21 protein-coding genes and 1 pseudogene are annotated in these 17,327 nt (G+C 65.3%); 13 read left to right on the forward strand and 9 right to left on the reverse strand.

Translation table 11 applies throughout. From position 1 onward, the window contains the following. The first annotated feature begins 13 nt into the window (after positions 1-13). On the forward strand, positions 14-913 hold the full coding sequence (locus Q319_RS0100630; protein WP_156039111.1) for a hypothetical protein: 900 nt from the start codon (positions 14-16) through the stop codon (positions 911-913). Here Q319_RS0100630 and Q319_RS0100635 read toward each other — a convergent pair. Both Q319_RS0100635 and glmS read right to left on the reverse strand, forming a co-directional pair. Continuing rightward, positions 855-2,021: an O-antigen ligase family protein gene (locus Q319_RS0100635; RefSeq protein WP_029479778.1), complete on the reverse strand. Its 1,167-nt coding sequence runs from the start codon at positions 2,019-2,021 to the stop codon at positions 855-857. The two genes, Q319_RS0100630 and Q319_RS0100635, sit on opposite strands and share 59 nt — an antisense overlap. A 136-nt stretch (positions 2,022-2,157) precedes the next feature. Continuing rightward, the gene (gene glmS, locus Q319_RS0100640; protein WP_029479779.1) at positions 2,158-3,978 is read right to left on the reverse strand and encodes a glutamine--fructose-6-phosphate transaminase (isomerizing); all 1,821 of its coding nucleotides are present in this window, start codon (positions 3,976-3,978) and stop codon (positions 2,158-2,160) included. A gap of 533 nt (positions 3,979-4,511) precedes the next feature. Here glmS and Q319_RS29025 point away from each other — a divergent pair. The 4 genes from Q319_RS29025 (at position 4,512) to Q319_RS0100660 (ending at position 7,531) form a co-directional block, all read left to right on the forward strand. Beyond that, a complete protein-coding gene (locus Q319_RS29025; protein WP_342667875.1) occupies positions 4,512-4,793 on the forward strand; it encodes an FmdB family zinc ribbon protein in 282 nt (93 codons plus the stop codon). After that, positions 4,790-5,902, forward strand: coding sequence for a S1C family serine protease (locus Q319_RS0100650; RefSeq protein ID WP_029479782.1), 1,113 nt, complete (start codon positions 4,790-4,792; stop codon positions 5,900-5,902). The genes Q319_RS29025 and Q319_RS0100650 overlap by 4 nt, the downstream gene beginning before the upstream one ends. Before the next feature lie 499 nt (positions 5,903-6,401). Continuing rightward, the gene (locus Q319_RS0100655) at positions 6,402-7,316 is read left to right on the forward strand and encodes an SPFH domain-containing protein (protein WP_029479783.1); all 915 of its coding nucleotides are present in this window, start codon (positions 6,402-6,404) and stop codon (positions 7,314-7,316) included. A gap of 29 nt (positions 7,317-7,345) precedes the next feature. Further along, entirely contained in the window at positions 7,346-7,531 is a 186-nt protein-coding gene (locus Q319_RS0100660; protein ID WP_029479784.1) for a type II toxin-antitoxin system antitoxin, read from the forward strand. Positions 7,532-7,627: 96 nt separating this feature from the next. Here the strand turns inward: Q319_RS0100660 and Q319_RS0100665 are convergent, their stop codons facing one another. Then, positions 7,628-8,401, reverse strand: coding sequence for an SDR family NAD(P)-dependent oxidoreductase (locus tag Q319_RS0100665; protein WP_029479786.1), 774 nt, complete (start codon positions 8,399-8,401; stop codon positions 7,628-7,630). Between the two features lie 44 nt (positions 8,402-8,445). After that, positions 8,446-8,682: a hypothetical protein gene (locus Q319_RS0100670; RefSeq protein ID WP_029479787.1), complete on the reverse strand. Its 237-nt coding sequence runs from the start codon at positions 8,680-8,682 to the stop codon at positions 8,446-8,448. Between the two features lie 109 nt (positions 8,683-8,791). On the opposite strand from Q319_RS0100670, the gene Q319_RS0100675 reads away from it, so the two are divergent. Further along, positions 8,792-10,108 (forward strand): S8 family serine peptidase, encoded by a 1,317-nt coding sequence (locus Q319_RS0100675; RefSeq protein ID WP_034413197.1) that lies wholly within the window; start codon positions 8,792-8,794, stop codon positions 10,106-10,108. A gap of 92 nt (positions 10,109-10,200) precedes the next feature. Then, the gene (locus tag Q319_RS28080; RefSeq protein WP_169816498.1) at positions 10,201-10,371 is read left to right on the forward strand and encodes a hypothetical protein; all 171 of its coding nucleotides are present in this window, start codon (positions 10,201-10,203) and stop codon (positions 10,369-10,371) included. Between the two features lie 4 nt (positions 10,372-10,375). On the opposite strand, the gene Q319_RS0100685 is transcribed toward Q319_RS28080, so the two are convergent. Genes Q319_RS0100685 through Q319_RS0100695 form a run of 3 tightly spaced genes read right to left on the reverse strand, consistent with a single transcriptional unit; the run spans position 10,376 to position 12,492 of the window. After that, complete coding sequence (locus tag Q319_RS0100685) at positions 10,376-11,212, reverse strand: hypothetical protein (RefSeq protein WP_029479789.1); 837 nt, start codon at positions 11,210-11,212, stop codon at positions 10,376-10,378. A 4-nt stretch (positions 11,213-11,216) separates the two neighbouring features. Further along, positions 11,217-11,840 carry a deoxynucleoside kinase gene (locus Q319_RS0100690; RefSeq protein ID WP_029479790.1) on the reverse strand — a complete coding sequence of 208 codons (624 nt, stop codon included), beginning with the start codon at positions 11,838-11,840 and terminating at the stop codon, positions 11,217-11,219. A 40-nt stretch (positions 11,841-11,880) separates the two neighbouring features. Further along, positions 11,881-12,492 (reverse strand): deoxynucleoside kinase, encoded by a 612-nt coding sequence (locus Q319_RS0100695; RefSeq protein WP_029479791.1) that lies wholly within the window; start codon positions 12,490-12,492, stop codon positions 11,881-11,883. 93 nt (positions 12,493-12,585) lie between these two features. Between Q319_RS0100695 and Q319_RS0100700 the strand changes: the two genes are divergently transcribed. Next, positions 12,586-12,876, forward strand: a complete 291-nt coding sequence (locus tag Q319_RS0100700) for a hypothetical protein (RefSeq protein ID WP_029479792.1) — start codon at positions 12,586-12,588, stop codon at positions 12,874-12,876. A 45-nt stretch (positions 12,877-12,921) separates the two neighbouring features. Here Q319_RS0100700 and Q319_RS0100705 read toward each other — a convergent pair whose 3' ends face one another. Continuing rightward, on the reverse strand, positions 12,922-13,593 hold the full coding sequence (locus tag Q319_RS0100705) for a TetR/AcrR family transcriptional regulator (RefSeq protein WP_029479793.1): 672 nt from the start codon (positions 13,591-13,593) through the stop codon (positions 12,922-12,924). A 288-nt stretch (positions 13,594-13,881) separates the two neighbouring features. Here Q319_RS0100705 and hpf point away from each other — a divergent pair, with 288 nt between their 5' ends. From hpf to Q319_RS0100720, 3 genes are all read left to right on the forward strand, one after another. Beyond that, positions 13,882-14,448 carry a ribosome hibernation-promoting factor, HPF/YfiA family gene (gene hpf / locus Q319_RS0100710; RefSeq protein WP_029479794.1) on the forward strand — a complete coding sequence of 189 codons (567 nt, stop codon included), beginning with the start codon at positions 13,882-13,884 and terminating at the stop codon, positions 14,446-14,448. 111 nt (positions 14,449-14,559) lie between these two features. Next, positions 14,560-15,648, forward strand: a complete 1,089-nt coding sequence (locus Q319_RS0100715; protein ID WP_029479796.1) for a butyrate kinase — start codon at positions 14,560-14,562, stop codon at positions 15,646-15,648. Positions 15,649-15,653: 5 nt separating this feature from the next. Then, entirely contained in the window at positions 15,654-16,031 is a 378-nt protein-coding gene (locus Q319_RS0100720) for a hypothetical protein (protein ID WP_029479798.1), read from the forward strand. 10 nt (positions 16,032-16,041) lie between these two features. Here the strand turns inward: Q319_RS0100720 and Q319_RS0100725 are convergent, their stop codons facing one another. Continuing rightward, entirely contained in the window at positions 16,042-16,680 is a 639-nt protein-coding gene (locus tag Q319_RS0100725) for a GNAT family N-acetyltransferase (protein ID WP_245618860.1), read from the reverse strand. Between the two features lie 30 nt (positions 16,681-16,710). On the opposite strand from Q319_RS0100725, the gene Q319_RS0100730 reads away from it, so the two are divergent. Together Q319_RS0100730 and Q319_RS0100735 are read left to right on the forward strand one after the other, a co-directional pair. Then, positions 16,711-17,037 carry a M24 family metallopeptidase gene (locus tag Q319_RS0100730; RefSeq protein WP_081845821.1) on the forward strand — a complete coding sequence of 109 codons (327 nt, stop codon included), beginning with the start codon at positions 16,711-16,713 and terminating at the stop codon, positions 17,035-17,037. A 59-nt stretch (positions 17,038-17,096) separates the two neighbouring features. Continuing rightward, positions 17,097-17,327, forward strand: a pseudogene (locus Q319_RS0100735) (IS701 family transposase); the annotation flags it as partial.

A 17,327-nucleotide genomic window follows, 5' to 3' on the forward strand; every position in this document is an offset into this window, starting at 1 on the left:
GGTGCCACCGAACGTGACCCTGACAGGTCTTTCGGCACCCCAATTCGATGGGGTGAATTTCTACCGCAGACCCACCGCGCCCTTCAGTGCCGTTGACTTCATCGCCCAGGGCGAACAGTTCGTCCAGTTGGAATATCAGCTCTATTCCCCGCCCAGCGATGTGACCGGGATATTGAAGCTCGACGGGCGTGTGCTGGATCAGACCACCTTTCCGGCGGGGCAGTTCATCCCCAATGTCGTGGCCGGGGCTTTCGTCTCCGCCGGGGCGCACCGCTTCACGCTGGACTACCGCTGTCAGGGCCAGCCCTGCGCCGCGCCGATCAGCCAGTACTGGACCCGGCTGGGCCAGCTTCCGTCCGGGAACATCACAGCCCGTCAGGATGCAGGGTTGGGGGTGGAACGCTGGTGGCTGAACGCGCCCGCCAGTCCGCTGAAGATTACGGGTACTGGTCCACTGTTTTTCGATGGCACCAGTTTCGTGCGGCGGCTGACCGACCAATCGTTCAAGTTGTCATGGACGAGTGGTGAGGTGCTGAACGCCAGCATGCTGGTCTACGGGTCACAATCTTTCAGCGTGACCACACGTGTCGGGAATGAGGTGCTGGCTGTGCAAAACGGGGCTAAAAACCGCTCTGTGTCGCCCGCTGTCTCGCTGGTGGGGAAGAAAAAAGCCCAGTCATTGACCGTGCAGGTCGATTGCCTGAAGGGCGTGTCGGCTGGCAAGGCTGAAGCTGGCACCGCTGGAATAGGGTCAGGCTGCGCTTTTCTCTATTTCCCTCAGGTGGCGGTCCTCACGGATTCTCCGGCCACTGCGCTTCAGACGGGTGGAGCTGTCCTGGCTGCCCTGCTCGTGATCACTGGGCTATGGCGCTGGCTTGGGCTTGCTCCCGGGCGGCGCGCGGCAACAGGCTGAGACCCACCGCCGCCCACCACAACTCCGCAAAGTGCGGGCTGGGCAACGCGATCACCACGTCCACCACGTTCATGGCCGTGAACCCGTACAGGACGGCGATGGTCAGTGCGTCCCCTAGCAGCGCCGCACGCCACAGCGCGTAACCCATCACCGCCACCAGCCCCAGCGTGCCGGTGATTCCGGTCTCCAGCAGCCAGTGCAGCCAGGCGTTGTGGGCGATCAGCCACACGCTGGACCAGCGGCTCAGGCCATCGGGGCAGGCCACACCATTGCGGGCCAGGGTGGGCGTGAGCTGGCAGCCGTCCTTGAACAGATAGGTCAGGTAGGGGCCGCCTTGGTACGGCCCGACGCCGCCCAGCGGCGAGGTTCGCCAGCCCTGCGCGGCGTCCCGCCACACGTACTCGCGTCCGCTGGTCTGGTCATTGAGCAGGCGTTCGACAGGTTTGAAAGGAAGATTCAATGAGCTGGTCAATGCGGCCAGTCCCAGAACCAGGGCGGCGGGCAGCAGCACCCACCAGCGCCGCCCCCGGCCCGCGAAGGCCAGTGCGGCCAGGCTGCCCACCCCCAGTGCCAGCAGCGGTCCCCGGCTGCCCGCCGCCAGAAAAGTGACGAGTGCCGCTCCCCCGGCGGGCCAGCGCCACCATCCGCCGCCGCGCCAGAACACCGTGATCCACAGCGCCACCACCGCCACCAGTCCCAGCGAGACCACGTAGTAGTACGGGTGGCCCAGTCGATCCTGAATGCCCGCCCAGCCCTGTGTGTACAGCGTGTAGCCCCAGGCCGTGACGAAGATAATGAGCTGCCCCCACAGCAGCGGCCTCAGATTGCGGCTGTCGCGCAGGTAGACGCCTGCCGCGATCATCGCCAGAATCAGCAGGGTTCTGGCCGCTGCCAGCCCCAGCGACAGCAGCGGGCGCGGGGTGAACAGCGCGGCCACCAGTTGGGTACTGGCGAAGAAGAACAGCAGGTAACGCGCGGTCAGCGGCAGGGTTCTCAGGTGTCCCAGCGCGCCGAGGGCCACCAAGTAAAGTGGTGGTAAGATGGGAACCAGCGCGATCAGCCAGCTCACTTGGCGGGGCGGCGTGAAGGTGGGGGAGTGGGAACTCACGCGGTAGTGTAGGGCATTTGATGAAGCCGTCCATGACGCGTCCAAAGACCTGTCCTTGAAAAAAACTGGTGGAGTGGACCTGCAAAAATGCATGGATCCACTCCACCGCCCTTATCTTCCTGACCAAATTTTCAGACTACTCCACCGTCACGCTTTTCGCCAGGTTCCTCGGCTTGTCCACGTCCTTGCCCAGCGCCGTGGCCGTGAAGTAGGCCAGCAGTTGCATCGCCACCGCATTGACCACCGGGCTGACCATCTCGTGGGCGCGCGGCACGTAGATCACGTCGTCGCCGTGGCGGGCGTTCTCGGTGTCGCCGTCGCTCAGGAACAGGATCACCTTCCCGGCACGGGCGCGCACTTCCTGCACGTTGCTGATGGTCTTTTCCAGCAGGCGGCTCTCGGTGGCGATCACGGCCACGGGCAGGTTGGAATCGATCAGCGCAATCGGGCCGTGCTTCATTTCCCCGGCTGCATACGCCTCGGCGTGGATGTAGCTGATTTCCTTGAGCTTCAGCGCGCCTTCATAGGCCGTGGGGCTGTTGACGCCGCGCCCCAGGAACAGGTAATCGCGGGCGTGGGCATACTTCTCGGCCACGGCCTTGATCGCCTCCACGCGCTCGGGGGCCAGCGCTTCCTCTACCAGACGGGGCAACTCGCGGGTGGCCTTGAGCAGTTCCGCGCCCTGCTCCTCGCTTAACGTGCCGCGCGCCCGGCCCAGCCAGAGTGCGAGCATCACGAAGGCGCTGACCATCGAGGTGTACGCCTTGGTGCTGGCGACGCCGATTTCCGGCCCGGCGTGGATGTACAGCGTGTCGTCCAGTTCGCGGGTCATGCTGCTGCCCTTGGCATTGATCACGCCCAGCGTTTTCGCGCCGTGCTTCTTGGCCTCGCGTAGCGCCTCCAGCGTGTCAATCGTCTCGCCCGACTGGCTGACCACAATTGCCAGCGTGTTCTCGGAGACCAGTGGGTTGCGGTAGCGGTACTCGCTGGCCACGTCCACCTCCACCGGAATGCGCGCCAGTTGCTCGATCAGGTATTCGCCCACCAGCCCGGCGTAAAAGGCGGTGCCGCAGGCGATGATGCTGATGCGCTTGAACGAGGAGGGATCGAGGTTGATGTCCAGATTGACTTCACCGGTGTCGTCGTGCAGGCGGCCAATCAGGGTGTTGGTCAGGGCGACTGGCTGCTCGTAGATTTCCTTGAGCATGTAGGTGTCGTACCCGCCCTTCTCGGCGGCCTCGGCGTCCCAGTCGATGTGTTCGATCTCGCGCTGTTGCTCGTTGCCGTCCAGATCGGTGATGCGGAAGCCGTCGTCGTTCATGACCACCATGTCGCCGTCGTGCAGGAAGACCATCTTGCGGGTGTAGGCCAGCAGCGCGGGCACGTCGGAGGCCAGGAACATCTCGCCCTCGCCCACGCCCATGACCAGCGGGCTGACCGTGCGGGCTGCCACGATCTCGCGGTGATCGACATGCGTGACCACGATGCCGTATGCGCCGCGCACCTGTCCCAGCGCCGTGCGAACCGCCTCGTACAGGTCGCCGCTGTAGGCTTCCTCGATCAGGTGGGCCAGCACCTCAGAGTCGGTCTCGCTCTTGAACTCGTGGCCGCGCGATATCAGGGCCTCTTTGAGCTTCAGGTAATTCTCGATGATGCCGTTATGGATGATGACGATCTTGCCGTCCTCGGTGGCGTGCGGGTGCGCGTTGGTGTCGTTCGGCAGCCCGTGCGTGGCCCAGCGCGTGTGCCCGATGCCCAGCGTGCCGCTCAGCGGGTGGCCTTCTAACTCGGCTTCCAGGTTGGCCAGCTTGCCCGCCTTCTTCTTCACGGCAATGCACGCGCCGTCACCAATCGCCACGCCGGCGCTGTCATAGCCCCGGTATTCCAGCTTGGAGAGGCCCGAGATCAACACGTCCTGGGCCTGACGCCCGCCGATATAACCCACGATTCCGCACATAAGAACTCCGTCCCGCCTTCTCTTCAAAAACGGGGATGCCCATTTAATTTTGTCGGGTCGGGTCCGGCCTTATTCCCGCGTTGCCGCTGGGGTTTATCGCTGGACTTCCCGCATCTGCTCAATCACAGACGCGGCGGGTAGGTGTCGCCCACACCTGGAGGCATCCGCAGAAAACTCGCTGACCTCCACCTCGTTTCCCACCCAGACTGTGCGGGTGGGCCTTGCGCTGCCCTGTTGGTGCAAAGTCCCCCGGCATGAGAAGGGTTTGCGGACAAATCATAACACCCCCGGCTACCTCTGATGAGTGTGTTGCTCAGATGACGCTGGGGGTGCAGTGGGCTAGGTAGTGGAGTGGTGAAGAGGCAGTGCAGTGAGACAGCCGCCCGTTTGTCCCCGGCTGCGCTTGCTAGGCTGTGTCTGTACGTCTGTGCCCGTCAACCTGGGCCTGCCAGCCTGTGCGCCCAGAAGCAATGCCCTGCGCGCAACCCCGATCCCCCGATCTTGCCCACCTCTGCCCCAAGGAACCTCTGCCCATGCCCACCTACCTGTACAAGAACATCGACACCGGAGAAATCTACGAGTTGCGCCAGAGCATGCGCGACGACGCCTATACCGCACACCCCGAAACAGGAGTGCAGGTCAAGCGGGTGCTGGCGCGGCCCAGCATTGCCTTCAAGGGCAGCGGCTTTTACGCCAACGATTCGCGCCCCCGCGAGAAGTCCGAGGCCAGTGGCGGCGGCGAGAGCAAGCCTGCGCCCAAGGCCGAGAGCGGCGGCAAGAGCGAAAGCAAGAGTAAAGGCGGCGGCGAGGGGTGAACGCCGCCCGCGCTATAGGCATTGCACTGCTGCTGAGCGCGGCGGTGGCAGGCGCGTATGTCTCGGGCCGGGTCAGCGCCCAGCGCGCCCTGGTCACGCCGGATGAGATCAACACGGTGGAGGTCACGCAGAACGCCCTGCAAGCGGTGGTGCGGATCGATAACCGCCTTCAGCGCGATCAGTTGCAGCCTGGCGACGATCCCATCGAGACAGGCACCGGCTTTTTCTACAAGAAAGACCTGATCGTGACCAATTACCACGTCATTGAGTTCCAGGACTCGCTGAGCGTCACGCTGTACAACGGGCGCAAGGTGTCGGCCAGGATCGAGGGCGTCGATCCCGGCATCGACATCGCCATTCTGCGTGTGACCGGCGTGACTGCGCCCAAAACCCTGAGCTTCGGCAGCAGCGCCCGCCTGATTCCGGGCCAGAAGCTGACGGCGATGGGCACGCCCCTCAAGATTCCCAACTTTGTCAGCACCGGCATCTTCAGCGTCATGGCGAGTGCGGACAGCGTGCCGCGCAACGACAATCTGGGCGGCGAGATCGGCGAGTACCTGATGACGACCGCCAGCATCCAGCAGGGCAACAGCGGTGGCCCGATCCTGGATTCGCGCGGGCTGGTGGTGGGCGTGGCCGATGCCAACGCCGCGCCCAACAACCTTGTGCCCGGCGTGATCGGCATTGCCATCCCCGGCGACGTGGTCAAGCAGAGCCTGGACGATCTGGAAAAGATCGGGGTTCCGCAGCGCGGCACGCTGGGGGCCACGCTGGTCAATCTGGACACCCTGCCCCCGGCCCTGCGCCAGCTCGCGGGCCTCTCCAGCTCGGAAGGCGCGCTGGTGATGGACGTGCCTGCCGGAAGCGCCGCCGCCCGCGCGGGCCTGCGCGGCAGCCTGCGCAACAGCAGCGATCAGTTGCTGGCCCCGCTGGGCGACATCATCGTGGCGGTGGACGGCGTGCGCGTGACCAATTCCTTTGACGTGACGCGGCTGGTGGCCGCCAAACGCCCCGGCCAGACCGTCAACCTGCGGGTGTGGCGCAACAAGAAGAGTGTGGACGTGAAGGTCACGCTGCTGAAGCGGACGCTGCAACAGACCGGACGGTAAACAGGGCTGGGATGAATGGGACGTGATGTGGGCTGGCTCCGCCTTCTCTGGCGCTGCTGGATGCCGGAGAGTGAGGGCTGAGGCTTCAGCAATTTGCCCCACCCCCCAGCCCCCTACCCCAGGGGGGCAGGGGGAGCTAACGTTGCACTGGGCACGAGTTCTAGGATGTGGCGAGCAGGAGTGAGCGGCGGCCTCCAGGTCTGATGCCCTGCTCCGTGACGCTGCGTGCAGCCCGTCCGCTTCGCGCCCGACGGCCTTCGGTTGCTGCCTCGTTCGAGATTTGGCGTGCTGAATGGAGAGGGGGTGATGGGTGCAGCCTGTCCCCGTATGACTGTGCCGCGCATCAAGCCTTCTTGGATGGTGCTGGAACGCACAGCAGCTCCGCAGGACGGGCAGGCAGGCCGTCAAAGTCATCAACATGTCGTCGCCTCACCGCGCAGGAACTTTCCATCCCCATCCTCGTATCAGAGTGATATCACCCTGAGAGGAGGGAGCTGAGATGAGCGAACTGAATAAAGTGCCCGAAGTTGTTGGACCGGAAGGTGGAATCTCCACACGCAATGGCGTGGCGAGTGTGGAACGTGCCGCTTTCGGCTTGCCGGGCGTGCCGATCTTTGTGCTGTGGCTGGTGCTGGTGGCGGCGGCAGTGTGGCTGCTGGTGGCTGGGCAGTTTCTGCTGGGTGCGGGGCTGGGCGTGCTGCTGTTCTTCGCGGTGATCGGGTTTTTCATCGTGCAGCCCAATCAGGCCAAGGTGCTGACCCTGTTCGGGCGCTATGTGGGCACCGAGCGGCGCAACGGCATGTACTGGACCAACCCGCTCACCATTCGCAAGAACGTGTCCCTGCGGATTCGCAACTTCAACTCCGAGCGCCTGAAGGTCAATGACCTGTCGGGCAATCCCATCGAGATCGCCGCCGTGATCGTGTGGCGCGTGGTGGATTCGGCGCGGGCCACCTTTGATGTCGAGGACTATGCCGAATTCGTCGCCATCCAGTCCGAGACGGCTCTGCGCCACCTGGCCTCGCAGTACCCGTACGACAACTACGAGGAGAGCGGCATGAGCCTGCGCGGCAATGCCGATGAGGTGGCCGAGGCGCTGGGCCGCGAGCTGGCCGCCCGCCTGCGCCACGCCGGGGTGGAGGTGCTGGAAGCCCGGCTGTCGCATCTGGCCTACTCGCCGGAAATCGCCGGGGCCATGCTCCAGCGCCAGCAGGCCAGCGCCATCATCGCCGCCAGAGCGCAGATCGTGCAGGGCGCGGTGGGCATGGTGCAGATGGCCCTGCGTGAGCTGGCCGAGCAGAACATCGTGGAACTGGACGAGGAACGCAAGGCCCAGATGGTCAGCAATCTGCTGGTGGTCCTGACCAGCGAGCGTGGCACGCAGCCCATCGTGAACGCCGGAAGCCTCTACTAGCGCCCCTGATCTGGCAACAGGAGGCACGCATGGCCAGGAAGAACTACCCCCTGCGGATCAGTCCCGAACTGTACGCGGCGCTGGAACGCTGGGCCGCCGATGACCTGCGCAGCGTCAACGCCCAGATCGAGTATCTGCTGACCCAGGCGGCGCGTGAGGCGGGGCGGCTGAAGGCGGCGGCAGAACGGAAAGAGAAGCTCGACACTCAGGATTGAAGAGATTTCTCAGAAGGCCCTCTCGCTTTGAAGAGGGCTTTTTGATGCCTGCTCACCGGAGGGCAGCCGTGGTACGGGATGGACGTGACGTTCTACTCAGCGGCTCCCGTACCGCCGCTCAATGATGACCCGCCGCACGATGCGGTCCGCCAGCCCCGGCAGCAGGCTGTCCAGCAGCGCCACAGCGCGGTAAATCCTCGGTACGGTCACTTCGCGGCGCGGACGCACCAGCACCCCGGCCACGGCGCGGGCCACCACTTCCGGCCCCGGCATGGGCAGGCGGGCGCGGGCGGTCATCTCGCTTTTCACGAAGCCGGGAGAGATCAGGCTGACGTCCACGCCGCTACCCAGCAGTTCGCGCCGCAGCCCGTGCGAGAAGCCGCGTATCCCGAATTTGCTGGCGCTGTACATGCCGTTGGTGGCCGCCCGCCCTGCCACCGAGCCGATGTTGACGATATGCCCGCTGCCCCGCGAGCGCATCTCCGGCAGCACCAGCCGCACCAGTTCAATGGGAGATTCCAGATTCACGCGGATCACGCGCAGCGGATCGGGATCGTCCCACCACCAGCCCTGCTCCACCGTGACCCCGGCGTTGTTGATCAGCACGTCGATGCGCCCAAACTGCGCGTGGGCGGCGTCGATCAGGGCCTGCCGGGAAGCGGCGTCGGTCACGTCGGTGGGCACGGCGATCACGCGTGCGCCGCTGGGATCGAGTCCGTGGGCCAGGGCGGCGAGTTGATCCTCGCGGCGGGCCGCCAGCACCAGCGCGTGCCCGCGCGCCGCCAGTTCACGCGCCGTCGCCAGCCCGATGCCGCTGGACGCGCCTGTGAGGACCACCACGCGGCGTTCGGAAGGGGATTTTGAAGTCATAGACCGGATGCTAGCGCCCAGCGTCCCTGCTCCCGCTCAGGGGATCAGAACTGGCGGCTGAAGATGTATAACCCCCCGGTTGGCTCACGGTCAACACCCACCAGTTGCCAGCCTACCGCGCCCAGCGCATTAAAAATGCTCAGCATAGGCTGTGTGGAGGGCGGGGCTTTCAGCGCCTGAGCGAAGGCGGCAATACTGGGAAAATTGGTGACTTGAACACCGTCTTCGGTATGCACCGCACCTGCGTTATTGACGAGTACTGCCAGATATCTGTATTTCATATTTGACCTCCACCATGACCCTAAAAGACAGGGCGTCAAGTCGGCGTCAAGTTCAGACCGCGCCCCTCAGCCGGGCATCAGGCACAGGCGGCAGACTGTGGGCGTGAAGCTGTCCCTCCTGACGTTGCCGCTGCTGTGCGCCGCCCTGCTGAGTGTGGGGGGGCAAGCCGCCGCACCGGGCAACATTCCTGCGCTGCCGCCGGGGCAGACGGCACCCGTTCCCAAACCTCCCGCTCCAAAGCCTCCAGCCGTCAAGCCTCCGCCAGTGCAGACACCATCACCCCAGCCGCTTCTGGAAATCGCGCCCACAACCCCGCCCCGTCCGCAGACCTCGCCTTCGCTGGTGCCGTTGCCGGGTGCGCCTCCTTCCATCCCCACAACACCCAAACCCGTTCCCGTTTCGCCCGCCGTCTACCGGCCCGCCGACCCGCTGTTCACCCGGCAGTGGGACATGACCACGATTGGCATGCCGCAGGCGTGGGCGCTGCTGCCGGAAGTGGTGCAGAAGGGCGGTCTACCCAGATCAGTGCCCGTCACGGTGGCTGTGCTGGACACCGGATTCGTGGCCTCGCCGGAACTGGCCGGGCGCGTGGTGAACGGCTACGACTTCGTGAGTGATTCCGCGCGGGCCGGGGACGGCAACGGGCGCGACACGGACGCCTCCGGGGTGGGCCAGTTCGCCTATCACGGCGAGGTGGTGGCCAATATCATCGCCGCCGCGCACGACGGGCGGGGGATGGCGGGCATCAATCCGGCGGCACGCATCGTGCAGGTGCGGGTGGCGGGCACCGACGGCCTGATCGATCCGCAGGATCTGGCCGATGGGCTGCGCTGGGCAGCGGGCATCCCGGTGTCAGGGGTGCCCGCCAATCCCAACCCGGCGAAGGTGCTGAACCTGAGCCTGTTCGCGGACTTCATTCCGCTGACCAGTTGCGACGCGCGCATTCAGAACGCGGTGAGTGCCGTGAATGCAAGGGGTGCGCTGATCGTCGTAGGGGCCGCCAACGACGGTATGGACGCCTCCGGCTACTCGCCTGCGGGCTGCCGCAACGTGCTGACCGTCACCAGCGCCACGCAACAGGGCACGCGCCCCGATTACGCCAACTGGGGCCGCAGTGTCGCCCTCGCCGCGCCAGGAGGGGAGACTGGACACGGCGTTCCCGTCAGCAGCCTGAGTGGGCCGGGAGGCGAGCGCAGCCCGAACGGCACCAGCATGGCCGCCCCACATGTGGCCGGAGTCGCCAGCCTCCTCATGAGCGTGCGCCCCCGTCTGACGCCCACGCAGCTCCGTACCCTGCTGACCCGCACGGCCACCCCGTTTCCCGGCGGGCGTTGTGACCCGGCCCCGGACCGTACCTGCGGCAGCGGCACCCTGAATGCGGCGGCGGCGGTGCGGGAGGCGCTGGCCTCCAGCCTGGGCAAATGATCGGGCAGACAGAGCAATGCGGCCCCCGACTGTTGGCCGGTAACCCACGTCCCGCGTCCTGAACGCTAGGATAGGCGCATGAGGTTTCAAGCATGAGCGCTCCCCCCTGGCGTATCTGGCTGGTCACGGCGCTGGTGTGCGGCTGGGGCATCCTGACCATCCGTTTCTTCACCACGAGCAACTGGCCGCTGGCAATTGTCAGTCTGGTGCTGGCGGTTTTCAACGCCTACACGCTGTACCAGTTGACTCGCAGGGGGAAATAACCCGCTAAAGCAGGGTGTGGCGGCTCAGTCGGTGGCCCCGCTGACGGGCCGTGCGTTTCAAATCGTCCACAGACAGCACCACGCGCGGCGAGGTCCAGACCTGCGACGCCTTCTGGAAGGCCCAGCCGCTGCCCAGCGTGACGGCGGCGTGTTGTACCAGACCATCGGCGCTGCGCCACAGCAGGACCGTTCCGGGCTGATCGTCTTTGCCGCCAGGACGGGTGCGTTCCCGTAAAAACGCCTCGAAAGGTTCGCGCTGCATCCAGGTGTTCTCAGCCCCAGCCACGCCCGCTGCGCCCATCACCGCGCCGAAGCAATTTGCGCCGCTGCGTGGGGCGAACGTTCCGGCCAGTTCACGCACACGGGGCAAGCGGGCAGAGGCAGCCTCCCAGACACTTTCCGGCACTTGCGTCCGCTGACAGGGCGGATTGCCAGCGCCGACCATACGCTCCAGTACGGCGTCGGTCAGGAGTTCGGGCGTCCAGAGAAATCTGGCCTGTGGCAAGTCGGGCAGCAGATCGGCAAAATCGCAGCGGCGAGGGAGGTTGCCCCGGTTGTGCCGGACCTGAAGCCTCAGCAACTCGCGCTGTTTCTGAGAGTCGAGACTCTGCCAGTCCGCCGCAGTGAGCCACGCCACCCGGTCCACTTCTGCTGCGATGCCCCAGACAGCGTTGGTGTCGCGTTCCTCGGGGGTCAGTTCTACCTCCGCGCGTGGGATGGTGGGAAGGTCAAACGCTTCAGCCTCCGCCGCAGTCAGAAAGAGTGGCTGACGTGGGGGCGCGAGCCAGTCTCTCCAGAGGGTCTGCAAGTCGTCCGGGACGGGAATATTCAGAACCCGCACGGCTTCAGCGCAGCAGCGGGAGGCCGAAGCCGTGCGCCTGCACGCGCTCGCAGACACGCCCAAATGCCCCCGGATCGGCCACGAAATCCAGCTCGTCCCCCGGCACGCGCAGCACCGGGCAGGCGTCAAATTCCGTGATCCAGGCGTCGTACAGGCGGTTCAGGCCCGCCAGATAGGCGTCGGGGATGTCCTGCTCGTAACTGCGCCCGCGCAGGGCAATCCGGCGGCGCAGCGTGGGCAGCCCCGCGTCGATGTGGATCAGCAGGTCCGGCACGCGCAGGGCGGGCAGGATCCCCTCGTACAGCCCGCAGTAGGTGGCCCAGTCGCGCGCCTCCATCTGGCCGCTCTCGTACAGGTTGCGGGCAAAGATGTTGGCGTCCTCGAACACGGTGCGGTCCTGGATGACGTAGCGCGCCCCCGTCACCAGATTCAGATGCTGCTCCAGTCGGCGCGACAGAAAGTAGATCTGCGAGTGGAACGAATAGCGCCGCATGTCGCGGTAGAAATCTTCCAGATACGGGTTGTCGGCGTAGGGTTCATAGACGGGCCGCAGGCCGTAGCGCTCCGAGAGCATCCGCGTCAGCGTGCTTTTCCCGCTGCCGATGTTGCCGGAGACGGCGAGATACATCAGCGTTTCCTCTGTGCCAGAAATATCAGTGTGCGGCGCATCAGTCCGCCGCCTGCCCAGCCGTCAGCGCCTCGTGGACGCGGGTCAGGATCAGTTCCTCGTGTTCGGCGTTGCCCACGAAGTCGATGTCCCCGGCCTGCACGGTCAGCAGCGGGTGGTCATAGGTGCGGAAATACTCGTCGTAGCGGGTCGTCAGCTCGGCCAGATACCCGGCCTGCATGTCCTGCTCGAAGGGACGGCCCCGGCGGGCAATGCGGCGCAGCAGTTCATCCGTATCGGCGCGCAGGTAGACCACCAGATCGGGGGTGGGCAATCTGGGCGACAGGTGCGAGTACAGGTCCTCGTACAGCGCGAATTCGGCGTCCTTGAGGTTCATGGCCGCGAAGATGAAATCCTTGGCGAACAGGTAGTCGCTGACCACGTTGCCGCTGAACAGCCCCGGCTGGGCCAGCGCCGAGAGCTGCTTGAAGCGCGACAGCAAAAAGAAGACCTGCACCTGAAAAGCGTAGGCGTCCGGCTGCTCGTAGAAGCGGGCCAGGAAGGGGTTTTCCTCCACCACTTCCAGATTCAGTTCCGCGCCGTAGCGTGCCGAGAGCCGCCGGGACAGGCTCGTTTTTCCCACCCCGATGGGGCCTTCAATCACCAAGTACATAAACAGGAGGGAGCATAGCGCGCTCTGCCGGATGGGAAGGGAGAGTGCGGGGCTTGACAGTCTGCGGGAAGTGGCAGGCCGTTACACTGGGTCATGTCCCGCAAACCCGCCCGCCTGCCCCCCGAGCTGGCCCTGCAATTGCGCCTGCTCTCAGCGGCGGGGGCGCTGCTGATCTTCACGCTGCTGTGGGCCGGATTCATCTATCCCAGCCTGATCACCCTGCCCGCCCTGCTGGTCACGCCCGCCCTTTTTATGCTGCTGGCCGCCGTGGTCAAGCCGCAGTTCGTGGAAACCCGCCCGTGGCTCAGGACCTATCTGCTGCTCAGCGTGGGCCTGTGCGTGGTGTGCTGGGTGTTCATTCTGGTCTGGTTCTCACGGAACTAGGCAGGGCCACAGGCAGTCGGTGTGCTGCTCCAGGCAGAAGCTTCGTCAGTCCCGCGCGCCCTCAATCACCGCGCCGGGGGCCAGCGCGCCGTACATCAGCAGACTGAACCGGTCCTGCCAGTCGCGCATCACCTCGCGCTGATCACGGTGGCCGCCGTGCAGCAGGGCCAGCAGACAGGCGTCCACCAGCAGGGCACTCAGCGTGGCGACGTTCACATCCGGACGCAGGCGGCCCTGGGCCTGCATGGCCAGCAGCACGGGTTCTACCAGCGCGCCCAGCGTCAATGCCGTCTTGAGGCCATCGACGGGAGCGAGGCGAGCGGGGAACGACAGCGGAGATTTCGGCTGTTCGTCGCCCGATTGAGGCCCTGCGCCCAGCACCGCCTGCCCCACCGCGCCCACCAGATGGCGGTAACGCACGCCCAGATCAGCCATGCGGGCCATCACCTTGTCCCAGACCTGCTGCGGATTGGCCCCGGCGTGCAGGCGTTCCAGGGCGTCGTCGCGGCTGGCCTGCACGGCCTTATCGAAGTGGGCCAGCAGCATATGCACCTTGCTGGGAAAGTAGCGGTACAGGTTGGTGCGGCTCACGAAGGCCGCGCGGGCGATGTCCTGGGCGCTGGTGGCCTCCAGACCGCTGCGGGCGAACAGCTCGAAGGCCGCGCGGGCGATGCGGTCACGCCGGGCCTCGTCCTGCTCCTGTCGGTCCACCTTCATGGACGCTGCGCCTTCATGCGGCAATGATACTGCGCCGGGCGGCTCCAGAATGGTCTGGTCAGCCGCCCTCATGCGGGTCAGATCTTAACTGTGCCGGGGGTGTTTCCCAGCTTCCCTCTGGTCCGGTATTGGCCCACCGTCTGGCCGACTGTCGCCCCCCACCATACCCCCAACGTGGGTATAGGCGCTATGAAGACTTCGCCGGACAACACCGGGCGGGGCGGGCTAGAGTAAGGAGGACCGGAAGGCCATTGTTCACCCCTTCCGGGCAAAGGATGGGTGAAAGCTGTGCATATCTACAAACTGTCTGGCCGGAACGTCGACGTCACGGACGCCATGCGCGACTACGTCGAGGAAAAGCTCACGCGACTGGACCGCTATAGCGAATCCATCACCGACGCGCGGGTCACGCTGACAGTACGGGATGTCCGGGACTCCACGCGCCGCAACCGCGTGGAGGTGCAGCTCAACGTTCCCCACGGCATCATCCGCGCCGAGGAACACCACGCCGACATGTACGCCGCCATCGACAAGGCCAGCGACGTGCTGGAGCGTCAGCTCCGCAAATTCAAGACCCGCTACATGAAGGCGCGCCATGAGGCCGCACCGACGCCTGCCCCCGGTCCTGCCGAGGCGGACGTGAACGCTGGAATGGACGATGTGGGCGAATTCAAGCCCGAGGTCGTGCGCCAGAAGCGCTTTGATCTGCGCCCCATGAGCGCAGAGGACGCCGTGGTGCAGATGGAAGCGCTGGGACACGACTTCTACGTGTTTGCCAACATGACTTCTGGCCTGACCGGCGTGGTCTACCGTCGCAAGGACGGGCATTATGGGCTGATCGAACCGAGCAACTGAAGTCCGCAGCGTGACCTGAAACTGGAGGTGGGGTCAGGGCTGATGCCTGAACCTCATCTCTAGCTCACGATTGGGACATTCCTTGCCGGGCCTCTGCTACTCTGCGGCGTTGTGATCGTCTACGTGATCAATCCAGGAACCAGCGGGATCAAACTCGCCTGCGCCAGCATCGATCCGAGTCTGAATTCGGCGCTGCCGGGCCAGTTGCAGTTGGCGCTGACCCGTGCCGAGCTGATGCTGGACGCCCCGCCCACGGCGGCGGACATGCCCGTGCTGTCGGCAGAGATTCAGAAGCTGACGGCTGACTGGTCCGCCCCGGACGCCATCGTCGGGCGCGGCGGATTGATCGGGCGGGTGGCGGCGGGGACCTACCGCGTCACGCCAGAGATGGCTGAATTTGCCGTGCAGGGCGAGGGCGCACACTATCCGCCCAATCTGGGCGGTCCACTGGCCCTGGCGTTGGCCGGGGAATACGGCGTGCCCGCCTTCGTGGTGGACCCCCAGAGCGTGGACGAACTGCTGCCCGAGGCGCGTGAAACCGGAGTGAAGGGCCTGCGCCGTCACGCCCAGTTTCACGCCCTGAACGTGCGCGTGGTGGCCCGCCGCGCCGCTCACGATGTGGGCAAAAGGTTGCAGGACGCCCGCATCGTGGTGGCGCATCTGGGGGCCACCACCAGCGTGACCGCCTTCGAGAAGGGCCGTGCGGTGGACACCACTGGGACGGGCACGGATGGTGGCCCGCTGGGCGCGGTGCAAAGTGGCCCCCTCCCTGCCCGCATGTTGCTGAAACTGGCCCGCGAGGAGGGCGAGGCGGCGGCCCTGCGTCAATTGTCCGGCGCGGGCGGATTCCTGTCGCTGGCGGGCAGTTCAAACCTCAAGGACCTGGAGGCCCGGATGGTCAGCGATCCCGCCGTGCAGGCCGCCGCCGCCGCCTTCGTGCATCAGGTGTGTAAGGCGCTGGGCGAGCAGACGGGCGCGCTGACAGGCCGCCCGGACGCCCTGGTGATCACGGGCGGCATTGCCCGCTGGGATGAACTGGTGGACCGCATCGAGCGACGGGTGGCCTGGATCGCCCCGGTGCTGGTCATTCCCGGCGAACTGGAGGTAGAAGCCCTGGCCGAGGGCGCAGGCCGCGTGTTGCTGGGTCTGGACGCGGCCCGTGAGTGGCGGCACCCGCAGGCCGTGGCCCCGGAGCTTTAAGCGTCATGGCCCGTCGTCGTCCCGTTCGTTCCGCCGCTCCCGAGCCGATCCGGGCCACCAGCATGTGGCGCGTGGATCAGGTGTTCCTGGCGCGCAAGGGGATGCGCGTAGAGGTCACGTCCTCGCTGGTCAACGATCACGGCGGCCTGCGAAACCTGAGCGTCACCGCGCCCACCGACGATCCGCACGAGGCGGTGCGCCACGCCGCGCGTTTTATCGCGGGTAAGGGTAATGTCAGCGGCGCGCGGCAGGCCCGCGTGCGCTGGACCCGTGAACAGGCCACCACCGAGCAGGACGCATTGATCCGGGACCGCCTGCTGGAAGACGAATTTCTGGACGAGTTTGAGGAAACGCTGGCAGCGGTGCGCGATCAGCAGCGTTAAAAGTGGAGTGCTACAGCTTTAGCCCCAGCAGTAGAGAACCGCTGGCCTCCCGCGCCAGTTCCTGAAAGCCCAGGTGACGGTAGAAACCGGTGGCGCGCGTGTTGCTGCCGCCCACGCCCAGATGCACTCCGGGGGAACCCGATTCTTTTAAGGCCATGAAGAGCCGTTCCAGCATGTGCCGTCCGTTGCCCCCGCCCTGCCCGCGTGGCAGCAGATCAATGTGAAGGTGCGAGGGGTACACGTCCACCACGCTCTGCGGGGCTGTATTCGGGTGGTGAATCAGGCGGGCGAGGCGTTCGTCCGGGGTCCGCTGGGCGGCGGGAATGTCGGTGGGATCGGCGTACTGGGCGCGCAGGTTCGGCCACCACTCGCGCTCCAACGTCGCCTCAAACTCGCGCGTGTTGAGCGCGCCGATGACATAACCGCACATGCCCCCTTCATCCTCCAGCACGAAGGCGAAAGCGGGGGCGTAAGCCAGATACGGCGCGGCGTAGATGTGGCCCACTAGAAGCGGATCGCGGTAAATCTGGGTGGCATCTGCGCCGCTGTCCGCCGTTTCAAGGCAGATGCGGTAAAGCGAACCCTGGTCACTGGGCCGGGCCGAACGGATGTTGAACATGGGGTATTCAAGCAGATTGAAGCCGTACATGCGGCCTGTTGCAAGGACCTAAAATGAACCATGACCATTACCACCGAGGCCGAGTTAGAAGGGATGAAACGTGCAGGATTCGTGGTGGCCGAGACGCTCCGTACGCTCAAAGCCGCCATTGAACCCGGCGTGACGCCCGCCGAACTTGATGCCCTGGCCGGACAGGTGTTCAGGCAGTACGGGGCCACGTCTGCCCCGCGCATGACCTACGACGCGCCGGTCAATGTCTTTATCAGCGTCAATGACGACATCGTTCACGGCCTGCCGACGCAGCGTCCGCTGGCCGCAGGCGACGTGGTCAGCATTGACGTCACGCCGTTCGTGGATGGGTATCTGACCTTACGCGCTACGATTTGAAGACTCCATGAAATCATCAGGATTTCTTGCTTCGCACTGCGGCGACGCAAACTGGGGAGGTGACTCGCCGGATGATGGAACTGTACAGCGATTTCTTGATCTCCTCGTTCGGTCAAACGAGTGCCACCATGCTCGCCCAGTTGCTGCTGGGGGAAGTCAGTCACGATCAGGTCACTCGTTTTTTGCGTCAGGAAGAGGCTTTTTCCCGTACGCTCTGGAAACTGGCAAAGCCGTTGGTCAGGCAGATCGAGCAGGAGGACGGAACGCTGAGTGTCGATGACTGTGTGATT

Source organism: Deinococcus marmoris DSM 12784, from assembly GCF_000701405.1.
Taxonomy (GTDB): Bacteria; Deinococcota; Deinococci; order Deinococcales; family Deinococcaceae; genus Deinococcus; species Deinococcus marmoris.